Here is a 23,858-nt window from a genome sequence, read left to right on the forward strand (position 1 = left end):
AGGAAAAATGCAAAGACGACACTTCCTCAGCGCCATGCTCGCCAGCGCCTTTTATACCTCCATGGCCAAAGCCGCTGACAAGCCATTGACCATCATCGTGCCCTTTCAGGCCGGATCGGCCACCGATACCGCGGCGCGGCTGATCGGTGAGAACCTGGGCAAAGCGATGTCCCGGTCGGTGGTGATTGAAAACAAACCCGGCGCCGAGGGCTTGATAGCGGCCAAGGCGGTCATCAATGCCGACCCATCCGGCAATGTTTTGCTGTTCTCGACCAACACGGCTGTCACCGGCATCAACACCTTTCATAAAAAGCCGTTCTATGACCCTTTGACTGACCTGTCGCCTATCACGCAAGCAGGCGAGTTTCCTTTCTTTCTGGTCACGAATGCCAGCCTTCCCTGCAAGACGGCCACCGAGTTCATTGAGTATGCCAAAGCCAACCCCGGCAAGTTGAACTATGCCTCCGGCAGCGCATCGTCCCTGATCGCGATGGCGCAGCTTATCGGCGACGCGGGCCTGGACATGCACCATATTCCTTACAACAGCGAGCCCCCTGCCGTGGTGGATCTGGTGGGTGGCCGGGTCAATGTCATGTTCGCAACGCCGACAACGACCGCCGGGTTCATAAAAGAAGGCAAGCTGCGGGCGCTCATCACCACCTCCAAATCCAGGCTGAACAAATACCCCGACATCCCGACCATGGTCGACTCGGGCTTCGAGAACCTGCCCCTCGTTCCATGGGGCGGCTTCTTCGGCCCGCGCGGCATGCCTCAGGCCGTACGCAAAGAGCTAAGCGATGCCATCAACACGACTCTGGCCGGTCCTCAACTGGTCGCGGCCCTTGCGGAACACCATATCACCGTTACGACATCGAACCCGGACGAATTCTCCGCATTCCTGAAGAACCAGCTGGAGCTTTCCCTGAAAGTCGTCCAGAAGAACGGCCTGGTAAGAGACTGAATTGGAGGCAAATGAAATGGAAGACTCCGGGACCATACGGTTGGATAAAAAAGACGGTTTGGCCACGATAACGCTGGCCCATCCAACGAAACTCAACGCCCTCTCTTCGTCGCTGCGGGAAAAATTCGGCCAGGCTCTGGCCGCCGTCAGCGAAGACGATGAGGTAAAGGTGGTGCTTCTGCGCGCGGAAGGCCGTGCATTCTGCGCCGGCGCCGATCTGAAGGACGCCCCCAGCACGCCGCTAGGGTGGCGGGATCGCGTCATGCTTGCCCAAAAACACCACGTCGCCATTGCACGCATGCGCAAGCCCGTCATCGCCGCCGTCCAAGGCCTGGCGGTGGGGGGCGGAGCATCACTGGCGCTGGTCGCCGACATCCTGATCATGGCGGACGATGCAAAGCTGGTTTTCCCCTTCGTGCGTCTGGGCCTGGTTCCCGACGGGGGCATGGCTTATTTGCTGCAAGCCAAGCTGAACGCCGCCACGGCGCTCGAGCTCTTGCTTAGCGGCGGCAGCATGACGGCCGATGAAGCGCACCGCGTCGGGCTGACGCGCCATCTGGTTCCGGCGGCCGAGCTGGAAGACTTCAGCGAAACGTATGCACGTGAGCTGTGCAAGCTGCCCCCGGAGGCCGTCATGCTTACCAAAGCGCTCTGCACGCAGAAATGGGCGGATGGGCTGGAGCGGATGCTGGCCCACGAGGCCGATGCCTTTGCCCTGGCATCTTCCACCCCAGGGCACCAGAACGCCCTGAAAGAAATGCTCAGCCGTAAGCGATGAAAAGCGTTTTGATCATTCCATCCCTTATCAGTTTCCTAATATCCACGAGGTAGACAATGAATTTCGCAGCAACCGACGATCAAAACATGCTCCGGGCCGCAATCGCAAAGATTGTTCAGTCCGAATGCACGCCTGAGCTGGTCCGGCAGTGGGATAGCGATGGCGTCTTTCCCGAGGATGTCTACGCGACGATGGTGAAGGCGGGGCTGATCTCCATGGTCGTGCCGGCCGAGTACGGCGGCATGGGCAGCCCGATGTCCGACTGCATCATTCTTTATGAAGAAGTGGCCAAGCCTAGCGTGGACTTTGCCACGCGCGTCGCACTGCAAGCCTGGGGCGCTTCGATACTGGCGGACGTCGGCTCCGAGGAACTGAAAAGCACCATCTTGCCCGCCGTGGCGAATGGTGAAATGAAGCTCTCCTTCAGCCTGACCGAGCCAGGGTCGGGTTCCGACGCAGCGTCGCTAAGCACCAAGGCTCGAAAAGACGGCGGCGATTGGGTGATCAGCGGGCAAAAGCTGTTTTCCAGCGGCGCTGACGCGCCGGACAACAAAATCATTCTTGCCGTCCGTACCGAAAAAACCGACAAGCGGCACGATGGGATCTCGCTGTTCCTGGTCCCCAACGATCTGCCCGGCATCACCATACGCCGCCTGGACGTCATCGGCCGGCGCATACTGGGTTTGTCGGAGATCTATTTCGACGATGTGCGCGTGCCTGACCGTTACCTGCTGGGCGAGGCGGGCCAGGGCTGGGGCTACATTGGGCGCCATCTAGAACGAGAGCGAATTACACTGGCCGCCAACTACATCGGCTGCGCCGGCAGCGCCCTGGACGAAGCGGTCAACTACGCCAAGGAAAGGCGCCAGTTCAGCCAGCCCATAGGCAAGTTCCAGTCGATTGCCCATATGCTGGCCGACATGGCGACTGAATTAGAGTGCGGCCGTTGGATGACCATGATGGCGGCCTGGCGCTACGACAACCGCCTGCCTTGCCGCAAAGAAGCCAGCATGGCCAAGCTTTACGTATCCGAGATGCTCCAGCGCGTAACCGCCACAGGCATGCAAGTGCTGGGCGGCCACGCCTACACGACAGACCACGCCATGCAGCGGCATTGGCGCGATGCGCGCAACGCGACTGTCGGGGGTGGAACCTCGCAGATTCAGCGCCAGTTGATCGCTCGCGAGCTTAGCCTGTAAAAACCGGCCTTGAACGCAACAGCCAAACCGGAATCGGCCCGCTTATCGAGAGCGGCCGGTCACCGGTGAAGCGATGTCGTGGGAGTTGTAGATGCACATGAGTTCGTAGCGCATCATCGCCCCCAGCAACAGACCGTCGCGTTGCCCATCGCATAGCAGCGCTTCGCGGTGCAGTGCCAGCGACAGGCTGGCGCGGTTATAGCCCTCGACCAACAGCACCCAATCCGCATAATGGTCAGGCGCGGTACGCCTGGTCGTATCCGAGTTGGTCACGTCCGTTGCTTCCAGATCGGATTCCCAAAGCGACATGGACACCATGTCGCCGGATTCGTGCAGCTGCTTGGCGAGGGTTTCGCGAATGAACTTCCGCGCATCTTCCTTGCGGCCTTCCACGGCCTTGCACTGGACAACGACGGCGGTGGCGCCGACGTGGCTGCCTACCGACCAGGTTTCGCGGCAGACGGCGCGAATGACGTTTTCCATGCGCGGCAAAATCTTGCGCGTCGTCTCGGTGGGGTTATCAAGAACGCGCCGATATTCGTCCGACAAGAGCGTGTCGATGGACTCGCACTTGTACACAATCATGTAGGCGGGCCGGCTTTCGATGGCCTGATACCTGCGAGCGGAAACTATGCCGGGAACGGCCAGGCGTTCGGCGATATGCTCGTGGTGATACCAGTGATTCATTGCCCCATCCAGCTCCGTGGGGATGTCGTGCATGACCAGCAGCAAGCCAGGCGTATCTTCTTTTTTATCGACGTGATGGTTCATCGTTGGCTCGCTCGCGCATTGTTTGGGTAGAGGCATGTCGGTGACACCGCCGCTGTACATGGTTGCTCCTCTGAGTATCCAAGTGCACCATTGCCCAAGGACAATGGTGCAACTTCATATCACCCGTTATAGTCCCGCATCTACGATCGAGCCTGGTAGTGACTTACAGGTCGATAGTATATGCCTGAATGTTTAATTGGCTGTAATGCCCACCTTCTTGATAATCGCGCCCCAGCGCTCGGTTTCATCTTTAATGGTTTGAGCGGCCACTTCGGGTGTGCTGCCTATCGCTTCCATGCCGCGAGAGCTCAAGGCTTCGCGGAATTTCGGACTCTGGCCTATATCCATCAATGCCTTGCTCAGGCGGTCGGCCACGTCTTGCGGCACGCCGGCCGGGGCCATGACCGCGTACCAGCCGAACACATTGAAATCCTTCAAGCCGGACTCTGCTATCGTCGGTACGTCGGGCAGCAAAGCGTTGCGCTTCAGGTCGGCGACCGCAATCGGACGCAGCTTCCCGCCCTTGATAAGCGGCAACGCCCCCCCGACGGTGGCAAAAAGCACGTCAATTCGGCCGCCCACCAGTTCGGTGAAGGCTGGCGCTTCGCCCTTGTAGGGGACGTGCAGGATCTTGATGCCGGTCAGGTCCTTGAACATTTCCATGGTCAAGTGCGCCGTGGAGGCATTGCCCGCGGAGCCGTAATTCAGGGTGTCCGGGTTATCTTTTGCCAGCTTGATGAATTCAGCGATGGTTTTGGGCGGCTTGCCTGGATTGCCTACAAGCACCATGGAGAACTTTGCGATCAGCGAAAGAGGCTTGAAGTCCTTCAAGGTATTGTAGGGAAGGTCCTTATAAAGCGTGGCATTCACGCTGGCCAGGCCTTGACCGCTTATGGTCAGCGTGTAGCCGTCCGCCGGCGCCTTTGCCACATAGTCGGTTCCGATAATACCGCCCGCGCCCGTGCGGTTCTCAACGACCACGGGCTGGCCCAGGCGATCCGACAGTTCTTGTGCCAACAGCCTGGAAAGTATGTCCGACAAGCCCCCCGCCGCATAAGGCGCAATAAGGCGTATGGCCCGATTCGGGTAATCGCTGGCAAGCGCCGGCGTGCTAAGAGCCAAAGCCGCGGTAGCCGTTGCCGCGGCTAAAAGCATTTTTTTCAGCACTGACATTTATGAGTCTCCTTGTTTGCTCAAGGCGCAAAAGTTTGCGCCGGTAATCGAATGAATGGAAATCCAACCGTACAAGTCAATACGCAATAATGATGCCAAGTCTTTACCGCCACGGCCCATCGGTTTGGAAAGCAAAAAGTGGCTGAGTAAAGCACAGAAGATGTCTGCTCAACAGCCACGGCGTACCGGATGGATTCAGGATTCCGGCTGGCGATACCAATTGGGGTAGTACTTCAAGACCAGCGGGCCGTCTTCTCTCCATGCGTGGCATCCGCCTATCTTTAGCGGGCGTGGCGCTGAAGGGTCATTTTTTTTCTCGGCGGCCGCCATTCTCGGCATCATTGTCTGTATGGCCAAGGTGGGCAGCAGCGCCGCCAGTTCCGAAATATGGGAGCATCGCTCGTGCGCCGGAAGCCGTTTTCCAATTTCCTTACGGAAGCCCTTGAGCAAGTTTGCGCCCACCAGCCTTTCCACGTGCAATCCAGCCTCCGGGCAGATCGTGGGGAAGGGCATGCGTTGCATGCTCGCTTCGGCTTCCAGCACGTCCATGTCCTGGTTGACCGTGACCCGCAGCGCCATCAGATGAATGGGTACACCGCAGTCGAAGTGCGTGGTTTGCGAGGTGAAGGATTCCGCCTTCAGGTCCTCGATCAGCGCCTCCAGGTCCCAAAGGCCGTCCTCGCGCTCATAGGATTGAAGGTGGATGCTGCGCGAATGCGCCGCTTTCCTGAGGGCCTTGGGCTTGGAAAGAAAATGCGAGGGGGCCACCATATACAGTCTCCGGGATCAATGTGTTAAGTGCCGGGCCATGCCGGCCGGTTGTCAGCAGGTCGCGCCGGTGTCGACAAGGGCCGCAATTTCGCCGTCCGACAGGCCTGCGGCGGCAAGCAGCTCGCGGCTGTGCTCACCGAGGCGCGGCGCAAGGCAAGTGATTGCGCTGGGTGTTTTTTCGAAATTGACGGGCGGCCGAACCTGCGTCAGCACCCCTTCGCTTGGGTGCGGCATCCGGCTGAACATGCCCACCGCGCATAAATGCGGGTCACCGAACAGATCCTCAAGGGAATTGACCTTCGCCACCGGAACCCCTAGCGGCCGCAATTGACTGAGCCATTCCGCCGACGTGCGCAGCGCCATGATGTCGCCTAGCGTCTTGTATAGCGTTTCGTAGTTCTTGCTGCGGCTGTTCGCCGTGACATAGCGAGGGTCCCTGGCCAGATCGTCGCGATCGGCCAGTTTGAAGAAGTCCTGCCAGTTCCTGTCCGTGTACGGCAAGACGCACAAATAGCCATCCAGCGTGCGATGGGGCTTGCGTAGCTGGCTAAGCACGCGCGCGTAGCCGGCTTCACCGCTATCGGGGTCGAATGTCCGCTCACCCATGTGTTCGATCAGCATGAACGACGCCAGGGCTTCGAACATGGGCACTTCAATGCTCTGGCCCTCTCCGGTACGGAATTTATGCACCAAGGCCCCCAGGATGCTGTACGTAACCGTAAGGCCGGCGACTTTGTCGGCAATGATCGTGGGGGTGAAGCGCGGCTCTCCGGCCAGGCTTGCATTCAGGGAGCACAAGCCTGAAAGCCCCTGGATCATGTCGTCGTAGGCGGGATTGGCGGCATAAGGGCCATCCTGGCCAAAGCCATAAGCCCCGCAGTAGACAATACCCGGGTTGGTTTCCTTGACTCGCGAATAATCCAGATGAAGGCGCTCGATGGCCGCTGGGCGCATGGCATGCACAAACACATCGGCCCCCGCTATCACCCGGTGCAGCGCCTGGCGCGCGGCGGGTTGCTGCAGGTCCAGCATCAGGCTTTTCTTATTTCGATTGACCGAGAGATGGATGGGACCCATGGCGGCGCTGTGGCCGACTCCCATATGCCGCATGATGTCGCCCTGGGGGCTTTCTACCTTGATCACCTCCGCCCCCATGTCGCCAAAAATCTGCGTGGCATAGGGGCCCATGACGACAGACGTAAGATCGACGACTTTAATTCCAGACAGCAATCCAGGCATGACTTCTCCGAATGTTTGACTTGATACCGCAAAAATCCACTTCTCTGAAACTCTTTTAAGCAAATTTGATGCCATGTATGCGACGCCGCGTACGACCGCCGCCACGCAGGCCGCCGCCGTATCGGCGATGGCCTGGGTTGCTTCCCGCAGATACAGTTGTCTGCCGGGATGACATTGAACGGCAAAGCCCCGGCTCCGGCCCGACACCGCTCGGCCGCGCAAAAAAAGCCTGCAACGAGGTGCAGGCTAAAAAGAAGCTCGCAATGCCAGCTTTGAGCTACCGCCCTACTTCTTGACCAGCGGGCAGGTGCTTTCCGACAGCGGGCGCCATGCCTTGTCCGCCGGAATCGTCGCCTGTATTTTCAGCAAATCCCAGTCGGCGGTGGATTCCGCCGGCTTCTTGACCTCGGCCAGGAGCATGTCGTAGACCATGCGCCCGTCGGCGCGAATCTTGCCGTTATGGGTGTAGAAGTCGTTGATCGGCGTTTTCTTCATCTGTTCAGCGACCGCCCCGGCATCGTCCGAGCCCGCCGCCTTGACGGCATTCAGGTAATGCAGGGTAGCCGAGTAGGCGCCGGCTTGAACCATGGACGGCATGGTGCCGTGGGCTTTAAAGAACCGTTTCGAAAAAGCGCGTGTTTCGTCGTTGCGGTCCCAGTAGAAGCCGGTAGTAAATTGCAGGCCTTGCGCCGCTTGCAGCCCCATGCCCTTGACGTCGTGCAGGAAGACCAGCAGCGTGGCCAGCTTCTGCCCGCTTTGCGTAATGCCGAGCTCGGATGCCTGTCGCACGGAGGTCTGCGTGTCGGTGCCGGCATTGGCCAGGCCGATTACCTTGGCGCCCGATGTCTGTGCCTGCAGAAGATACGATGAAAAGTCCGTGGTGTTCAGCGGCGCGCGAACGGCGCCGACGATTTTTCCGCCATTTTCCTTCACGACCGCGCTGGTGTCGCGCTCCAGCGAGTGGCCGAAGGCATAGTCGGCGGTGATGAAGAACCATGAGCTGCCGCCGTTTTGCGTGACGGCCGCGCCTGTGCCGTGTGCCAGCGCGTAGGTGTCATACACATAATGAATGCCGTAGGGAGAGCAGTTCTCGTTGGTCAGGGAAGACGAGGCTGAGCCCGCAAAAATCGTCAGCTTTTTCTTCTCTTTGCCCAGTTTCTGCAACGCCAGCGCCGAGGCGGAGTCGGTCGATTCGATAATCATGCTCACGCCGTCGCGGTCGTACCATTCCCGGGCGCGCGCCGCGGTGATGTCGAGCTTGTTCTGGTAGTCGGCCGACAACACTTCGATCTTGCGGTCCAGGACCTTGCCGCCGAAATCCTTGGCGGCCATCTCGACCGCCTTGACGACGCCGGGTCCGCCATGAGCGGAGTACACCCCCGTCATGTCGACGATGGCGCCGATACGAAAAGGTGCTTTCTCCTGGGCGTTGGCGATGCTTCCGGCCGACAAGGCGCCCAGGATGATCGCCATCATGGTGGTGAGCGTGGGTTGCTTCATGGTTTCATCTCCTTCAGGGGTTTGTTTTAATTGAGTGTCAGAACGGGCAATCCGGATTGAAGTTCGGGCTGCGTTTTTCAAGGAAGGCATCTATCCCTTCCGTGCCCTCCGGCCCGGCAAATCCGGTGAATTCAAGAGCGAGCGAGGCGTCGAAAATAGGCTGGGCCTGCTTGATCCAATGGTTCAGCATCATCTTGGTCCAGCGCTGAGCGGCGGGTGCGCCTTGCGCCAGGCGCGTCGCGATCTCGACGGCGCGGGCCTCGACCTCTTCGTCAGGGAGCGCAAGAGAAACCAGATTCATGCGCTCCGCCTCTTCGCCGGTGAAGGTCTCCGCCGTCAGCAAGTAGTACTTGGCTTTCGCCATGCCGCATAGAATCGGCCAGATGATCGCGGCATGGTCACCCGCCGCCACGCCGATTTTCAGGTGCCCGTCCGAGAACTTGGCATCCTTGGCCGCGATGGACACGTCGGCCAGCAATAGCGTCGCCAGCCCCGCGCCCACCCCCCAGCCGCGAGCCGCCGTAACGATGGGCTTGCGGCAATCGAGCATATTGGTGACCAGATCGCGCGACTCTTTCATGGCGCGCATCCTTAGCGCATAGTCGTCGCAGACCTTCCGTTCGTGCTTGAGGTCGCCGCCGGCCGAGAATGTCTTACCGTCTCCGGTGAAAAGGATCACATTGACGCTGTCGTCGGCGTCGACATCACGCCAGATTTCCGACACCTCTCTATGCATCTGGGCGTCCATGGCCCCCATCTTCAGCGGGGAGCGCATCGTAATACGCAGCACCTTGGGGCTGGGGCGGTCAAATGCCAGTCTTTCATAGCGTGCATAGCGGTCGGTCATGTCTTTCTTCCATCCAAAACAGGTAGGCGTGGTGCGCCGGGCAGAATTATTCTGATGTCATAGTGAAACAGGACGCAAAAGCCGTGCCAGGTTTGCCGACACTCGTCCAGAGACAAAGATTACGCTGATCAGCCCGGAAAAGTGTCAACAGAGTGGTCAGGCTGAAAGCAATGTGTGTCTTCGGTGTACTGCTTGAAGTCACGTTTCCTGGACACTGACGCCCGAGGCAGCGAAGGCGGCGCGGCGCCGCCGGCGCACAACGGATACACTGGCCGGTAATTCCCGGTTTCCTCGATGAAAACCCGCTTCGATACTCCACCCGCCTCTCGACAGACAAGGCGGCGGAATCTGAATAGGCACGGCCATGCGCATCAAGTTACGTCAGGTGGAAGGCTTTCTTGCGGCGGCCGACCTGCTTTCATTTTCTCGCGCGGCCGACAAAATCGGGATGACCCAGCCGGCGTTTTCGCAGTTGATCCGCGATCTGGAGAATGCGCTGGACGTCAAGCTGTTCGACCGCAGTACGCGGCGCGTGCGGATCACCGAGATCGGCCTGCTGCTGCGCGACCAGATGCGACGCGGCCTGCTGGAAATCGACAATGCCTGCAACAATGCGCGCGCCATCACGCGCCTGGAACGCGGCCAACTGACGCTGGCGGTATTGCCTTCATTGGCCCTGGGCTTCGTCACCGAGGCGCTGACGGACTTCCACAAGACCCATCCGGGGGTGCACATTCGGCTGCAAGAGACCCGCACGCCTTACATTGCCGACCTGCTGTCCCGGCACGAGGTGGATTTTGCGGTGTGCTCCCACATCGAGGCCGACGATGCATTGCAGCTTGAACACCTGTTCGACGATGAGCTGGTCGCCGTGCTGCCCAAGGAGCACGCGCTGGCCCGGCGCCAAACATTGGGCTGGGGCCAATTGGCCAATGAGTCCCTGATCTGGCTGGCGGCCCAATCCACGCTGATCCACAACGCCTTTGAAGAAAACGGCCTGGACAAGTCCGCCGATCACCAGGTTCTGAACACCGTTACCGCACTCAGCATGGTGCGCGCCGGATTCGGCATCACCATCGTGCCTCTGGTGGGCTTGCCGGAACTGAACATGCGCGGCCTGGCCCATCGCCGCTTGCGCGCCCCACGCCCGATGCGCGAGATCGTCCTGTGCCATCACGTAAACCACACGCTTTCACCCGCCGCCGAGCAATTCCGGCTGTTCCTGAGGCAAGCTTCGCCGCTCACAAGCGTCCGGCCGAAGACACGATAGGCCCATGCGATGCCATGATTCGAGCTGGAAAAATCCTGCTCTATTCATAAGCATTACCTATGGATTCAAACCATATAAATAATTGTTATGTCTCCCGGAGGGCGCTACATTCATGGCGTTCTCAACTTCAAATATAAGGAGACAATAATGACCAAAACAGTAAAAGCGCTGCTGTACGCCATGCTGCTGGCCTCTTGTTCCTTCGCCGCAGTGGCTGCGCAAGCGGCAAGCTACCCAAGCAAACCCATCACCGTCATCGTTCCCTTCCCTCCCGGCGCCGGCGTCGATATCGTAACGCGCCTGGTCACCACCAAACTATCGGCCGCATTGAACCAGCCCTTCGTGATTGCAAACCGCTCCGGGGCGGGCGGCACCGTCGGCGCGGCCGAAGCGGCGCGCGCGGCGCCCGACGGCTATACCTTGCTCGCCGCGCCTTCCTCCATCGCCGTCAGCCAATCGCTGTACAAGAACCTGTCTTTCAATCTGGACAAGGACTTCAGGGCGGTGGGCCTGATGGCCTCGGTACCTTTCATCCTGGTCACCAATCCCAAGGTGCCGGCCACATCGGTGAAAGAACTGATCCAGCTGGCAAAAGAGAAGCCCGATACCCTGACCTTCGCCTCGACCGGCAACGGCAGTTCGCCCCACCTTAGCGCCGAGATGTTCCAGATGGACGCCGACATCAAACTGCGTCACATCCCCTATCGCGGGTCCAGCCCCGCCATGAACGACTTGACCGGCGGCCTGGTGGACATGATGTTCGCCAATGCCCTGTCGGTGCTGCCGCAAATCCAGTCCGGCCGCCTGCGCGCGCTGGCCATCACCAGCGCCACCCCCAATCCCAACGTGCCCGGCGTGCCCACCATGCAAGAGGCCGGCGTAGCGGGCTACGAGTCCGAAACCTGGTTCTCGCTGCTGGCGCCCGCCGCCACGCCCGCTCCCATCGTCGAGCAACTGAACGCCGAACTGAACCGGGCCATGCAACTGCCCGATGTGCAGAAGACGCTGGCCTCGCAGGCGGCGACCGCACGCTCCGGCACCCCGGCGGAGATCGACGCCTACATCAAGCACGAAACAGAAAGATTCGCCAAGCTCATCAAGGCTTCCGGCACGCATATCGAATAGCCTCAATCCCCACAGCCCTAGCACATGACTCAGACTCCACCCACAAGCTCCGACACGGTCACGCGCACGCTGGCCCGCTACATCGTCCAGTCCCGCTACGAGGATATTCCCAAGAGCGTCGTCCACGAGGCCTCGCGCGCCTTGCTCAACTGGATGGGCTGCGCGATCGGCGCGGCGCGCCACGATACCGTGAACTTTGCGCTGGATGCCTTCGCTCCCTTCTTCGGCCCCGCCCAGGCGCAGGTCGTAGGCCGTTCCGAGCGGGCCGACGTGCTGCACGCCGCCCTGCTGAATGGGATCAGCTCCCATGTGCTTGACTTCGACGACACGCACTACCGCACGGTGCATCCCAGCGCTCCGGTCATGCCCGTGGTGCTGGCCCTGGCCGAATGGCGCCGTTTCACCGGCGAACAGTTGATCCACGCTTTCGTGGTGGGAGTCGAGGCCGAGGTCCGCATCGCCCTGTCGGTGTTCCCCGAACACTATGACCGCGGCTGGCACATTACCGGCACCGCCGGCATCTTCGGCGCGGCGGCCGCCGCCGGCAAGCTGCTGGGCCTGGACGAGAAGCAAATGACCTGGGCCTTGGGCATCGCAGCGACCCAGTCGTCGGGCCTGCGCGAGATGTTCGGCAGCATGTGCAAGAGCTTTCACCCCGGCCATGCCGCGCAAAGCGGGCTGGCCGCCGCTTTCATGGCGGAACGCGGGTACACCAGTTCCGACCGCGCCCTGGAGGCTCCGCGCGGCTTCGGCCGGGTCATGTCCAGCCGCTTCGACCCGGATGTCATCACGGCGCCATGGGGCGAACGCTACGAGCTGGCGCAGAACATGTACAAGCCCTTCGCCTGCGGGCTGGTGGTGCACGCCGTCATCGACGGCTGCCTGCAGCTACGGCGCGAACACGCGCCGGAAGCCGCACAGATCGAATCGATTCAAGCGACGGTTTCTCCTCTTGTCCTTGAACTGACCGGCAAGCGCACGCCCATGACCGGCCTGGAAGGCAAGTTCAGCGTCTACCATGCCTTGGCGGTTGCCATCATCCAGGGCGCCGCCGGCGAGGCCCAGTTCAGCACTGAAGCGGTTCGGTCTCCCGAAGTCGTGGCGCTGCGCGAACGCGTCAGCGCTGTCGTCGATCCCAAGATGCGCAAGCTGGAAGGGCGCGTGCGCATCGTGCTGCGCGACGGCCGGGTACTGGACCGCCACATTTCCGAAGCCTTGGGTACGCTGGCTCACCCCATGAGCGACCAGGATTTGGAAGAAAAATTCCGCGGGCTGGTCCAAGCGATATTGCCCGACGACCAGGCCAACGCGCTGATTCAGGCATGCTGGGACTTGCCGCAGCTTGGCGATGCGGGAACGATCGCGCGGCTGGCCGCCACGGCATGACCCTGGCGGGGGCCGTGACGCCGCTCAGGTGTCCGGCTCGCCGATGTCCTCGTTCCAGAGGCTGGGCTTGTCGTCGATGAACTTGCGCATCAACGCGATGCAGCCGGCGTCTTGCAGGACATCGACCTTGATGCCCCGTGAGCGCAGCCATTCTTCCTCGCCCATGAAGGTCTGGTTTTCACCGACGATAATGTGCGGAATACCATACAGCAGTATGGCGCCGCTGCACATGGAGCAAGGCGACAGGGTGGTATAGAGCACGCATTCGCGATAGACCTGCGCGCTTTGGCGGCCGGCATTCTCGAAGGCGTCCATCTCGCCATGCAGGATGGCGCTGCCCCGCTGCACGCGGCGGTTGTGGCCACGGCCCAGAATACGGCCCCGGTGCACGATGACCGAACCGATGGGAATGCCCCCCTCCTCAAGGCCGAGTTGCGCTTCTTCCAGTGCGGCTTGCATGAATGGATCCATGGTGCTCCTAATCCTTCCTTGGTCAATGATGAAAATCAGTGTCGCGACGGCCGCAGGTGCTCGCGCCGGAACCCCTGCCCCAGAATACGGGCGGGAAGCGAACGGATGAAGCCAGACCTTAGCAGCAAGCGCGCGAGACGGGGCAGTTCCACCGGCCTGTCGCCGTCCCGCCTGGCCAGCGCCGGCGCAATGACGCGCCGCTGGATGAACACCTGCAGTGCCTGGATGATCTTCGTAGGCAACAGGCGCCGCTGTTGTACGGCGGCAAGGACGGAATCATCCGGCAGGCCGGAGGCCAGCAAGGCGGGGGCCAGGATATTGCCGGCCGCCACCGCGTCTTGTATCGCGAGATTGATGCCCACGCCGCCTATGGGCGACATGGCATGCGCGGCGTCGCCGATCAGCAGCAAGCCGGGCTGATGCCATTGCTCCAGGCGATCCACCCGGACCTCCAGCAGCTTGACGTCGTCCCATGAGGCAATGCCTTGAACACGATCGCCCAGAAACTGCAGCTTTCCGGCTACCTTGTCCTGGAAATCCTTAATCGGCTTCCGGCGCCATGCATCGGCTTCGCCCTTGGCGATCACGCTGGCGATCTGCCAATACTCATTGCGGTTGAGCATGACCAGGAAATTGCCATATCCCGGTACGCCGAAGGTGCCCGCCGGGTCGGAGGGCAAGCGCGGCAGCCGGAACCACATGACATCCATGGGCGCGCCGAGATCCCGCGTCCGCAGGCCTGCCGCCGAACGAAGCAAAGAGTGCCGGCCGTCGCAGCCCACGACCAGATCGGCATCGATCCGGACCAGGCCTTCGGGCGACTCGGCCATGACGCCGGTCACACGGCCGCAAGGGTCACGCAGCAGGTCCGTTGCCTGGTGCCGCATGCATAGCTGGAAGCCGTCATGGCGCAGCGCTTCGGTGGCCAGCAGGTCAAGCAAGTCCCATTGCGGAACCAGCGCCATATAGGGAAAGGGCCGCAAGCGTCGGAAATCGCCCAGCGCGTGCATGCCGTCGGCGAACAGGCCTTCAATCTGCTCCACCCTGTGCTGGGGCACGGCGTCGAACTTTTCCTTCAGGCCCAGTTCTGACAGTATCTCCAGCGTGGACGGATGCACGGTATCCCCACGAAAATCACGCAGGAAATCGCCGTGCTTCTCCAGCACGATGACGCCGACACCGGCACGCGCGAGCAGCAATCCCAGCATCATGCCGGCGGGCCCGCCGCCGACGATGCAACATCGGGTGCGCTTGCTTTGAACAGCTTTTTCCATAGGTCAAAGTCTGCATGCGAGCGATGCGCGGGTCAAGAAAAACTCCATGGCGCAATGCCCTCCGTCCCATTGAGACGTTAGGGAAATCCTTGGTATCGAAGTTGTAAACAAGCCTTTTCAATGGTGACCACGTCTGTACAATAAATTTAGCCCCCTTTTGAATGGAATGGTAAACACGGCAGCCTGAGCCTATGGTCAACGCTTTTTTCACCTCGTGAATTGATGGGTCATTTTTTTAGGTAGTCGCCTTCGGTTTCATCCAAAGGGTGTCTTATCACCAAAAGGAGAACGAGCATGCCAAACGAAATGATGAAGAATTGGGACCAGTACCGCCCCACTAAAACAATATGGTTCTGGTCCTGCGCGGCGGTTGCCGCCCTGACGATGGTGCTTGGGTTCACTGCGGGCGGATGGGTCACCGGCGGCACCGCGGCCAAGCAGATAGCCAGCTCGTCCGAGCAGGCGGTGGCCAAGCTGGCCGCCAATATATGCGCCTACCGCTTCATGGCTGCGCCCGACGCCCAGAAGCAGCTTACGGAGCTTAAGGAAATCGACTCCTGGAAACAGGATGGCTTCATTGAAAAAGGCGGCTGGGTAACCTTTGCCAATATGGATCACCCAATCGACGGCGCCGCCGATCTGTGCGCCAGCAAGGTATTGGCGGTGAAAACGGATACGGCCGATAGCGGCGCGTAATCATAAGCAAGCATTGCCCCCTGGCCGGAGACAGCCAGGGGCGCCGCAACCGAGTTGCGTTCCATTTGCAAGCGGCACCTAGGGTTTCAAGGAGTCATGTCGAGCTGCGGCCTGCGTAACTCGGCTACTCCATATCCGCCAAAGTCCGTGCCACCGCCAGGAATGACGCCAGCGCCGGATTGCCATCCCCTTGCCGCCAAGCCATGGAAACTTCCTGCGTCAGGTAATGCGTATCGTCGGAAAGCGGCACGTATTTGACCTTGGGATGCATCAGCGAAGTCAGGTTGCTGGGGATCACCGCCACCGACAGCCCGGCCGCGACCAGACAGATTACCCCGCCGACCTGCGAGCACTCTTGCTCGATATTGGGATAGAAATTTGCCGTTGCGCAGGCGGCAATCAATTGCGCATGCGCGGTGGGCACCTTTTCCTTCGAGAACGACACAAACGACTCGTGCGCCAATTGCCTTAACGCAATCGTCTTGCGCCCCGCCAGCGGGTGGGTCCCCGGTAACGCCGCCATCAGGCGGTCACGCTTGTACAGGCGCGTCTCGATCTGCGCTGCCTCTTGCGGCAGCGGCGTTCGCAAGAGGCCCAGATCCAGATAACGGCCCTTCAATTGTTCGATTTGGTCCTTGGTCGTCATTTCGACCATACGCAACCGAACTTGCGGATACTCATGCCGAAAGAGGCCGATCAGTTCAGGCATGTATCCATAGCCCGTGCTGCCGATGAAGCCTAATGACAATTGGCCGATTTCACCGGTGCTGGCGTGCTGCGTGCGCTCGATGGCTACCCGCTCGTACTTGAGCCACTGATAGGCCTCTTCCAAAAACACCTTACCCGCAGGGGTCAGCGCCACACTGCGCTTATTGCGCAGGAACAGTGGCGTGCCCACATAGGCCTCCAGTTTCTGGATGGCCTGGCTGAGCGGAGACTGGGCCATGCCCACGCGAAATGCCGCGCGGCCATAGTGCAGTTCCTCGGCAACCGCGATGAATTGCCGGAGCAGGCGGCTATTGAGCATTAAGATAATTTATGTCTTATAGACATACAAATTATATGTTGGACATGCAGCAACGACAATCCTACACTCAAGGGCAGTTCATCAGGAAGCCCACAATGAGCCAAGCCAGCATCTCGCCCGACGAAGCGTATCAAGCAATCGCCAATCTCTTGGGCAATCGATTGCCCAGCCGCGAGCATCCATCGCAACGCCTGCGTTTCTTCGGCTCCGCACCCCGCTTCGATACCCCCCACAAGCTGACCTTGTCCGCCGCTAGCGCAATAGGGGCCTACGCCATCGCCGTCGAGCACTGGTGGCATATGGCCGTCGGCCAGCATCAAATGGTCGGCATCGATTGGATGCAGGCGGCAAGCTCTTTGAATCCAGGGCACTTTCAAAAGCAAAGCGGCTACTCGTTGCCGGCCCTATCCTTGCTGACGGAACTGAAGGCCGATTTCTATAGAACCCGGGATGAGCGCTGGTTCTTTCCCATCGGCTCATACCCCCACCTTCGCGACGGCGTCCTGGATCTGTTGCAGTGCGCGAACAGCGCCGACGCATTGAGTGCGGCAATACGGCAATGGGATGCCGCGGATCTGGAACAGGCTTTCGCCCAACACAAGCTTCCGGGCATTTACGCTCGCAGCACCGACGAATGGCTGGCGCATCCTCAAGGCGCACTGCTGGCGGGAAAACCCGTCATAGAGATCCAGAAGATAGGCGACAGCCAGGCCGAGCCGGCCATATGCCGCGATCGCCCGCTGGACCGCATCCGCGTGCTGGATTTGGGCCACGTCATTGCGGGGCCTGTCGTCGCGCGATCGCTGGCGGAGCACGGAGCCGAAGTCTTGCGGATCAGCCCGCCGATGAACCAGGACCCCTTCCGCCAGACCGTGGACACCAACATCGGCAAACGGTCGGCATTCCTGGATTTCGATGCGCCGAAAGATAGGCTTAAAGCGCGAGAGCTGATCAACGGCGCCGATGTCCTAGTGCAATCATGGCGTCCAGGCAGCCTGAACAAGCGCGGACTGGGCGCAGAGGACGCCGCCGCTATTCGTCCAGGACTGATCTATGTCACGGTCACCGCATTTGGAGATGAAGGCCCCTGGGGCTCGTATGGCGGCTTTGAGCAACTGGGCCAGATAGTCAGCGGCATTGCCGTCCGGGAAGGCGGCTCGGGCCGCCCACGGGTCGTCCCCACTTACCTGCTGAACGACTACTTGACGGGATACCTGGGCGCCGCCGGCGTCATGATGGCGCTGATGCGCCGCGCCCAAGAGGGCGGCAGCTATCACGTGAAGGTGTCCTTGGCCAAAACATCGATGTGGGTGCAAGACCTGGGGATAGAAAATGGTTTCGACCCGGGCCAGCCCCGTCGCCATTTTGCCGAGACGCTGAATCCCGTGCTGGAAACCCGCCCATCGGCCTATGGCCTGTTGGAGCAGCTACCGCCGGTGGCGCAGTTCTCGCGCACCGGCCCGTACTGGGCTTTGCCGCCGGCGCCCAATGGCGCACACCCGCCGGCTTGGGAAAGACGATGATTCAACCTGGCACAACCACCAACATCAACTAGACAATAAAGGAGACGGACGGCGTGCAGGGCCATGGCCGGCAAGATGCCTGTCACCACTGGATGCGTCCACAAAACACTATCATGCACAAGAAAATCGCTCTCGCAGCCGCTATCACCGCCCTTGCCTTTGGCAGCGCCGCGTCCCAGGCTGCCAGCTACCCCGACAAAGCCATTACGCTTATCATCGGCTTCGCGCCGGGCGGCCCCACGGATGCCATAGGCCGAGTGCTGTTCAAGAAGGTGTCCGAGGAACTGAATGTCCCCGTCGTGATAGAAAATCGCCCCGGCGCCGGCGGCAACATCGGCGCGCAAGATCTTCTGCGCGCCAAGCCGGACGGCTATACGCTGATGTATGGCACCTCATCCATCACGACGGCGCCGGCATTGTTCGGCCGCGACGACCTGAACCCCAAAACAGCCTTTGTCGCCGCGGGCTGCTCGGTTGCCGTACCCCTCATCCTGCTCACATCCGAAAAGACCATGAAGATCAGCGACGCCGCCGCCTTCTACAAGGCGGTACAAGACCACCCGGAAAAGTATTTCATGGGTTCCTCGGGCAACGGCTCGATCGATCATCTGGTTGCCATGGACATCGCCGGCAAACTCGATCTGAAATTTCAGCACGTGCCCTACAAGGGCAATGGCCCCGCGTTGACCGATCTGGCGGCGGGCAACACCAACTTCATGTACTCGGGCTCGTTCAACAGCGCCATGCCATTCATCCAGGGCGGGCAGGTCAAGCCGTTGGCTGTTACGTCGGGCAAGCGTTCGGCAATACTGCCCAACGTGCCCACGCTAAGCGAAAGCGTTCCCGGCCTGAAAGGCTTCGACGGCGGAACCTGGCAAGTACTGCTGGCCCCCAAGGGCACCGCCCCCGAAAAACTGGAAAAACTGAATCAGGCCTTGCAAGCGGCCATGAAAGATCCTGAGGTGCTGAAAAGCCTGCGTTTCCAAGGCGCCGAGGTCATGGACAAGAATCCCCGGCAATGCCAGGAATTCATCGACAGCGAGTATGACCGCTGGTCAGCCACCATCAAGCGCCTGGGCCTGAAGACGGGCTGACCACCTTCCGCCGTCTCAACGCACCAGGCAAGGCCTCTTGGCGTCAAACGCCCAGCCCGGCACCAGGTATTGCATGGCCATGGCGTCGTCGCGGGCGCCCAGGCCGTGTTTCAGGTACAACTGGTGGGCCTTTTCGACCTCGGCCATGTCCAGCTCTATGCCCAGGCCGGGCTTCTTCGGCACCTGCACATAGCCGTCGACGATTTCCAGTGGCTCCTTGGTCAAGCGCTGACCGTCCTGCCAGATCCAGTGCGTGTCGATGGCGGTGACGCGCCCCGGCGCGGCGGCGCCGACGTGGGTGAACATGGCCAGCGAAACGTCGAAGTGATTGTTGGAGTGCGAACCCCAGGTCAGGCCGAAGGCCTGGCAGGTTTGCGCCACCCTGACCGAACCCGACATGGTCCAGAAATGCGGGTCGGCCAGCGGGATGTCCACCGACTGCAAGGACAGCGCATGAGACATTTCGCGCCAATCGGTGGCCACCATATTGGTAGCGGTGGGCAAGCCGGTGGCGCGGCGGAATTCGGCCATGACCTCGCGGCCGGAGAACACGCCTTCCGCGCCGCAGGGGTCTTCGGCATATGCCATTACGCCGTGCAGGTCGCGGGTCAGCCGCACCGCATCTTTCAGCAGCCAGCCGCCATTCGGGTCCAGCGTGCAGCGGGCCTGCGGGAAGCGTTCGTGCAGCGCCCGTATGGCTTCGATTTCTTCTTCGCCGCGCAGCACGCCGCCTTTCAGCTTGAAGTCCTGGAAGCCGTAGCGCGCTTGCGCCGCTTCGGCCAGGCGCACCACGGCCTCCGGCGTCAGCGCCTCTTCGTGGCGCAGGCGGGTCCAGTCGTCGGCGGCGTCCGGTTCGCTGCGGTAAGGCAGATCGGTCTTGCGCCGGTCACCCACATAGAACAGGTAGCCCAGCATCTGCACGGCTTCGCGCTGCTGGCCCTCGCCCAGCAAGGCGGCCACGGGCACGCCCAGATACTGGCCCAGCAAGTCCAGCAAGGCCGACTCAACGGCCGCGACGGCGTGTATGGCCACGCGCAGGTCGAAGGTCTGCTTGCCGCGTCCGCCGCTGTCGCGATCGGCAAAGCGCTCGCGCATGGCGGTCAACACGGCGTTGTAGGCGCCTATGGGCTTGCCCACGGCCAGCTCGGCGGCGTCCTCGAGTGTCTTGCGGATTTTTTCTCCGCCGGGGACTTCGCCGATGCCGGTATGCCCGCTACTGTCCGTGATCAGGACCAGATTGCGTGTGAAGAAAGGCGCATGCGCGCCGCTGAGGTTGAGCAGCATGCTGTCATGCCCGGCTACGGGTATGACGCGCAATGCGGTGACGACGGGTGTGGAAGCTGACATGATGATTTACCGGCTGCGAATGGGTGATTATTGGGGGCCCAGCTTGTCGATCAGGGCTTTCAGCTCTTCCAGCTCGGCGGGCTTCAGGTCGGTCAGCGGCGGGCGTACGGGCCCTGCCGAATGCCCCACCAATGCAGCGCCAGCCTTGACGATGCTGACGGCGTAGCCCTGCGAGCGATTGCGCAACTGGAGATAGGGCATGAAGAACTCGCGCAGCAAGCGATGCTGGGTGGCCATGTCGTCATTCGCCACCGCATGGTAGAACTGCATGGCGGTCTTGGGTATGAAGTTGAAAACGGCGGAAGAATACACCGGGGTGCCCAGCGCCTTGTAGGCGGCGGCATACACCTCGGCCGTGGGCAGCCCGCCCAGATAGGAGAAGCGGTCGCCCATCCTGAGGTGGATGGAGGACATCAGCTCGATGTTGCCAATGCCGTCCTTGAAGCCGATAAGGTTGGGGCAGCGGTCGGCCAGGATGGCCAGCGAGTCGGGCGTCAGCTTGCAGACGTTGCGATTGTAGACAATGACGCCGAACTTCACGCTTTTGCAAACGGCTTCCACGTGTGCGATCAAGCCTTCTTGGCTGGCTTCGGTCAGGTAGTGCGGCAGCAGCAAAATGCCGTGGGCGCCCTGCCGCTCGGCTTCCTGGGCGCACTGGATGGCGAAGCGCGTGGGGCCGCCGGCGCCCGCAATGATGGGCACCTTGCCCTTGCAGGTTTGCACGGCCGTCTTGATGATGGCTGCGTATTCGTCGCCTGCCAGCGAAAAGAACTCCCCCGTGCCGCCTGCCGCAAACAGCGCGCTTGCGCCGTGCGGGGCCAGCCATTCAAGGCGTGCCGCATAGCCCTTGGCGTTGAATTCCCCCTGCGCGTCGAAGTCGGTCAAGGGAAACGAGAGCAAGCCATGCGACATGATGGCTTTGAGTTCCTGGGGGTTCATTGAAATCCTTTGCGATTAGATGGGTGCGAGAGCCGACATAGATGCCGATAGCAGCGATTTGGTACCGCTACCATAACGGAATAGTCAAATGGTAGCGGTACCAAATCCAGCCGTCAATGAAAAATTACCAGGGTTTCCACTAATCTGTGGTTTCTCGTTCAACGATGGAGAACCCCACGTCGACGACATGCTGCGCGACAGGACGGCCATCGGCCCGGTCGATCAGGCAGCGGGCGGCCAGCTTACCGATATTGGCGCCGTTGATCTGCACGGTGCTCAGCGCCGGGACCATATCGGCCACGAAGGGCACATCACCGAAGCCCATGATGGCGATCTGGTCGGGTATGGGAATATTGCGCGCCCGCGCCTCGGTCATCACACCCAGGGCCAGCAGGTCGGAGCTGCAAAAAATCGCATCCACGTCGGGTGTGGCGGCCAGCAGCTTGCCCAGCGCCTCGCGCCCGCTTTTGATGGAGCGCGAAGTGCCCACATTGACGATGGAGACATCGGGCAAGCCGTTCTGGCCGGCCACCTCGGCAAAGGCCCGGGACCGCCTGTTGGCACGCTCGTCGTTGGCCTGCACGATGCCCAGGCGACGCCGGCCTTTGTCGATGAAAAAATGAGCGACCTCATGGCCGATTTCAAGGTGCGAGAAGCCGACCAGCATATCGACGGGTGTGGGGGTCAGGTCCCAGGTTTCCACCACGGGGATGCCCGAGGCCAGCAAGCGTGTGCGGCCCTTGCCCTGCTGCAATATGCCCGTCAGGAAAATGCCGTCGGGCCGTCGGCCGATAATGGCTTCCAGCAGAAGTTCTTCGCGGTGAGGCGAGTAGCTGGACTGCCCCAGCATCAATTGATAGCCCGCGTCGAACAAGGTGCCGTTCAGGGCTTCGATGGTTTCCATGAATACGGACATGACGGTACTGGGCACCACGGCCGCAATCAGGCGGCTGCGCGCCGAGGCCAGGCCGCCGGCCATTCTGTTGGGCACATAGCCGGTGCGCTGGACGGCATCCAGCACCTTCTGGCGTGTTTCCGCCGCGACCTGGTCGGGCGTGTTCAGCACGCGGGACGCGGTGATGGGCGACACGCCGGCCAAACGCGCCACATCCCTCAGGGTGATGGCTCCGCTGCTGCGCCGGGATCGCTTCGTAATGTCTTTTTCGCTCATGTGGTGTTCAAGATGGCGTCGGTAATAAAGGCATGCCTATCGAAAAGCCGCCGGGGTCGCCGGGCGGGCATGCGTCTTGGGGCTCTATCGCACCTTGGCCTTTGGTTCAAGAAGCGAGTATACGTGTCGCCGCCGCCGACGCCAAAGCGCCGTCGCGGCCCGGCCTGAAAAATGAATCGCGCATGCCCGGACAGGCGCATGCGCGATCAGATCAGAGTTCCGGGCCACAAGTGCCGCCCCGGACGGGTTCCGCGTGCTTTAGTTGGCGTTGATCTTGCGGGCCTCGATCAGATCTTTCCAGCGCTTGAACTCGGCAGCCTGGAAGCGGGTGAATTCTTCCGGCGTGTTGCCCACGATCTCGAAACCCAGTTCCAGCAGCTTGGGCTTGACGGCGGGGTCGTTCAGGCCTTTGACCATGGCATCATACAGCTTGGCCTTGACGTCGGCCGGCAGGCCGCGCGGCGCGGCCACCGCCTGCCAGGAATAGACGTTGGCGTCCTTGATGCCGGACTCGGTCAAGGTGGGCACCTCGGGCAGCAAGGGCGAGCGTTTGGCGCTGGTAATGGCCAGTGCCTTCAGCTTGCCGGAGCGGATCTGCGGAATCGCCGTGTTGATGTTCATGAACGATGCATCGACCTGGGAACCCAGCAGCGCCGCCAGAACGGGGCCGCCGCCCTTGTAGGGAACGTGGACGCCCGTGGTGTTGGTCTGGCGCCAGAAGAGTTCGGCGGTCAGGTGATCGCTGCTGCCGCTGCCCGACGATGCGAAGGTCATGGTGCCGGGATTGGCTTTTTCAAACGCGATCACGTCGGCAATGGATTTGTGCTTGGACGTTTCCGGCACCACCAACACGTTGGGCGCCTGCACGGCCACCGTCAGGTAGTCGAAGTCTTTCAGCGCGTCGTAGGGAACCTTGCTGTACAGGTGCGGCGCGATCACGTAAGGGCCCAGCGAAGACACCAGCAAAGTGTAGCCATCGGGCTTGGAGCGAGCGACGTGAGCCGCTCCGATCGTGCCCGTTGCGCCGGCCTTGTTGTCGACCACGAAGGTCTGTCCCAGTTGGGCTTCCAACTGGGACGCCAGCAAGCGGCCGATCAAGTCGGTGGAGCCGCCCGGCGGGAAGGGAACCACCACCGTTACGGTTTTCTCGGGCCAGGCCGCCTGGGCCGATGTCATGACTAGCGTGGCAGCTAGCGCGAAGAGTATTTTTTTCATGTTGCCTCCGGGCAGATTTTAAAAAATGGTGAAACCGGTTTGGGCCGCGCGGCGGAGCAAGCCCCTATGGTATCGCTACCA

The 23,858-nt window shown here is 61.0% G+C and carries 22 protein-coding genes; 9 read left to right on the forward strand and 13 right to left on the reverse strand.

Annotated elements, in window-relative coordinates; all coding sequences use genetic code 11:
- Positions 1-7: 7 nt before the first annotated feature.
- The 3 genes from V0R37_RS16950 to V0R37_RS16960 are packed head-to-tail and all read left to right on the forward strand — an operon-like array spanning position 8 to position 2,938.
- Positions 8-961, forward strand: coding sequence for a Bug family tripartite tricarboxylate transporter substrate binding protein (locus tag V0R37_RS16950; RefSeq protein ID WP_420375637.1), 954 nt, complete (start codon positions 8-10; stop codon positions 959-961).
- A gap of 16 nt (positions 962-977) precedes the next feature.
- A complete protein-coding gene (locus tag V0R37_RS16955; protein WP_420375638.1) occupies positions 978-1,739 on the forward strand; it encodes an enoyl-CoA hydratase/isomerase family protein in 762 nt (253 codons plus the stop codon).
- A 56-nt stretch (positions 1,740-1,795) separates the two neighbouring features.
- Positions 1,796-2,938: an acyl-CoA dehydrogenase family protein gene (locus tag V0R37_RS16960; RefSeq protein WP_420375639.1), complete on the forward strand. Its 1,143-nt coding sequence runs from the start codon at positions 1,796-1,798 to the stop codon at positions 2,936-2,938.
- A gap of 42 nt (positions 2,939-2,980) precedes the next feature.
- Here V0R37_RS16960 and V0R37_RS16965 read toward each other — a convergent pair whose 3' ends face one another.
- The 6 genes from V0R37_RS16965 to V0R37_RS16990 all read right to left on the reverse strand — a co-directional run bounded on the left by V0R37_RS16965 (position 2,981) and on the right by V0R37_RS16990 (position 9,239).
- Entirely contained in the window at positions 2,981-3,769 is a 789-nt protein-coding gene (locus V0R37_RS16965; RefSeq protein ID WP_420375640.1) for a hypothetical protein, read from the reverse strand.
- Positions 3,770-3,901: 132 nt separating this feature from the next.
- Positions 3,902-4,882 (reverse strand): Bug family tripartite tricarboxylate transporter substrate binding protein, encoded by a 981-nt coding sequence (locus V0R37_RS16970; protein ID WP_420375641.1) that lies wholly within the window; start codon positions 4,880-4,882, stop codon positions 3,902-3,904.
- 195 nt (positions 4,883-5,077) lie between these two features.
- Positions 5,078-5,653 carry a DUF2889 domain-containing protein gene (locus tag V0R37_RS16975; protein WP_420375642.1) on the reverse strand — a complete coding sequence of 192 codons (576 nt, stop codon included), beginning with the start codon at positions 5,651-5,653 and terminating at the stop codon, positions 5,078-5,080.
- A gap of 51 nt (positions 5,654-5,704) precedes the next feature.
- Positions 5,705-6,892 (reverse strand): CaiB/BaiF CoA transferase family protein, encoded by a 1,188-nt coding sequence (locus V0R37_RS16980; RefSeq protein ID WP_420375643.1) that lies wholly within the window; start codon positions 6,890-6,892, stop codon positions 5,705-5,707.
- A gap of 285 nt (positions 6,893-7,177) precedes the next feature.
- Entirely contained in the window at positions 7,178-8,392 is a 1,215-nt protein-coding gene (locus V0R37_RS16985; protein WP_420375644.1) for an ABC transporter substrate-binding protein, read from the reverse strand.
- A 37-nt stretch (positions 8,393-8,429) separates the two neighbouring features.
- On the reverse strand, positions 8,430-9,239 hold the full coding sequence (locus V0R37_RS16990; RefSeq protein WP_420375645.1) for an enoyl-CoA hydratase/isomerase family protein: 810 nt from the start codon (positions 9,237-9,239) through the stop codon (positions 8,430-8,432).
- 364 nt (positions 9,240-9,603) lie between these two features.
- Here V0R37_RS16990 and V0R37_RS16995 point away from each other — a divergent pair, with 364 nt between their 5' ends.
- From V0R37_RS16995 to V0R37_RS17005, 3 genes are all read left to right on the forward strand, one after another.
- A complete protein-coding gene (locus tag V0R37_RS16995) occupies positions 9,604-10,509 on the forward strand; it encodes a LysR family transcriptional regulator (protein ID WP_420375646.1) in 906 nt (301 codons plus the stop codon).
- Between the two features lie 147 nt (positions 10,510-10,656).
- A complete protein-coding gene (locus V0R37_RS17000) occupies positions 10,657-11,634 on the forward strand; it encodes a Bug family tripartite tricarboxylate transporter substrate binding protein (protein ID WP_420375647.1) in 978 nt (325 codons plus the stop codon).
- A gap of 24 nt (positions 11,635-11,658) precedes the next feature.
- Entirely contained in the window at positions 11,659-13,020 is a 1,362-nt protein-coding gene (locus V0R37_RS17005) for an MmgE/PrpD family protein (RefSeq protein WP_420375648.1), read from the forward strand.
- Positions 13,021-13,044: 24 nt separating this feature from the next.
- Here V0R37_RS17005 and V0R37_RS17010 read toward each other — a convergent pair whose 3' ends face one another.
- The gene (locus V0R37_RS17010; RefSeq protein ID WP_420375649.1) at positions 13,045-13,491 is read right to left on the reverse strand and encodes a nucleoside deaminase; all 447 of its coding nucleotides are present in this window, start codon (positions 13,489-13,491) and stop codon (positions 13,045-13,047) included.
- A 35-nt stretch (positions 13,492-13,526) separates the two neighbouring features.
- Positions 13,527-14,765 (reverse strand): FAD-dependent oxidoreductase, encoded by a 1,239-nt coding sequence (locus V0R37_RS17015; RefSeq protein ID WP_420375650.1) that lies wholly within the window; start codon positions 14,763-14,765, stop codon positions 13,527-13,529.
- Positions 14,766-15,059: 294 nt separating this feature from the next.
- On the opposite strand from V0R37_RS17015, the gene V0R37_RS17020 reads away from it, so the two are divergent.
- Positions 15,060-15,461, forward strand: coding sequence for a hypothetical protein (locus V0R37_RS17020; protein WP_420375651.1), 402 nt, complete (start codon positions 15,060-15,062; stop codon positions 15,459-15,461).
- A 124-nt stretch (positions 15,462-15,585) separates the two neighbouring features.
- Here V0R37_RS17020 and V0R37_RS17025 read toward each other — a convergent pair whose 3' ends face one another.
- Positions 15,586-16,488: a LysR family transcriptional regulator gene (locus tag V0R37_RS17025; protein ID WP_420375652.1), complete on the reverse strand. Its 903-nt coding sequence runs from the start codon at positions 16,486-16,488 to the stop codon at positions 15,586-15,588.
- A gap of 95 nt (positions 16,489-16,583) precedes the next feature.
- Between V0R37_RS17025 and V0R37_RS17030 the strand changes: the two genes are divergently transcribed.
- Together V0R37_RS17030 and V0R37_RS17035 are read left to right on the forward strand one after the other, a co-directional pair.
- Positions 16,584-18,011, forward strand: coding sequence for a CoA transferase (locus V0R37_RS17030; protein WP_420375653.1), 1,428 nt, complete (start codon positions 16,584-16,586; stop codon positions 18,009-18,011).
- Between the two features lie 113 nt (positions 18,012-18,124).
- On the forward strand, positions 18,125-19,105 hold the full coding sequence (locus V0R37_RS17035; RefSeq protein ID WP_420375654.1) for a Bug family tripartite tricarboxylate transporter substrate binding protein: 981 nt from the start codon (positions 18,125-18,127) through the stop codon (positions 19,103-19,105).
- Between the two features lie 15 nt (positions 19,106-19,120).
- Here the strand turns inward: V0R37_RS17035 and gudD are convergent, their stop codons facing one another.
- The 4 genes from gudD to V0R37_RS17055 all read right to left on the reverse strand — a co-directional run bounded on the left by gudD (position 19,121) and on the right by V0R37_RS17055 (position 23,777).
- Positions 19,121-20,452, reverse strand: a complete 1,332-nt coding sequence (gudD, locus tag V0R37_RS17040; protein WP_420375655.1) for a glucarate dehydratase — start codon at positions 20,450-20,452, stop codon at positions 19,121-19,123.
- A 27-nt stretch (positions 20,453-20,479) separates the two neighbouring features.
- A complete protein-coding gene (gene kdgD / locus V0R37_RS17045) occupies positions 20,480-21,391 on the reverse strand; it encodes a 5-dehydro-4-deoxyglucarate dehydratase (protein ID WP_420375656.1) in 912 nt (303 codons plus the stop codon).
- Positions 21,392-21,530: 139 nt separating this feature from the next.
- The gene (locus tag V0R37_RS17050) at positions 21,531-22,562 is read right to left on the reverse strand and encodes a LacI family DNA-binding transcriptional regulator (RefSeq protein ID WP_420375657.1); all 1,032 of its coding nucleotides are present in this window, start codon (positions 22,560-22,562) and stop codon (positions 21,531-21,533) included.
- A gap of 258 nt (positions 22,563-22,820) precedes the next feature.
- The gene (locus V0R37_RS17055) at positions 22,821-23,777 is read right to left on the reverse strand and encodes a Bug family tripartite tricarboxylate transporter substrate binding protein (protein ID WP_420375658.1); all 957 of its coding nucleotides are present in this window, start codon (positions 23,775-23,777) and stop codon (positions 22,821-22,823) included.
- Positions 23,778-23,858: the final 81 nt, after the last annotated feature.

The sequence above is a fragment of the Pollutimonas rozaliensis genome (assembly GCF_048751585.1).
Classification (GTDB): Bacteria; Pseudomonadota; Gammaproteobacteria; order Burkholderiales; family Burkholderiaceae_B.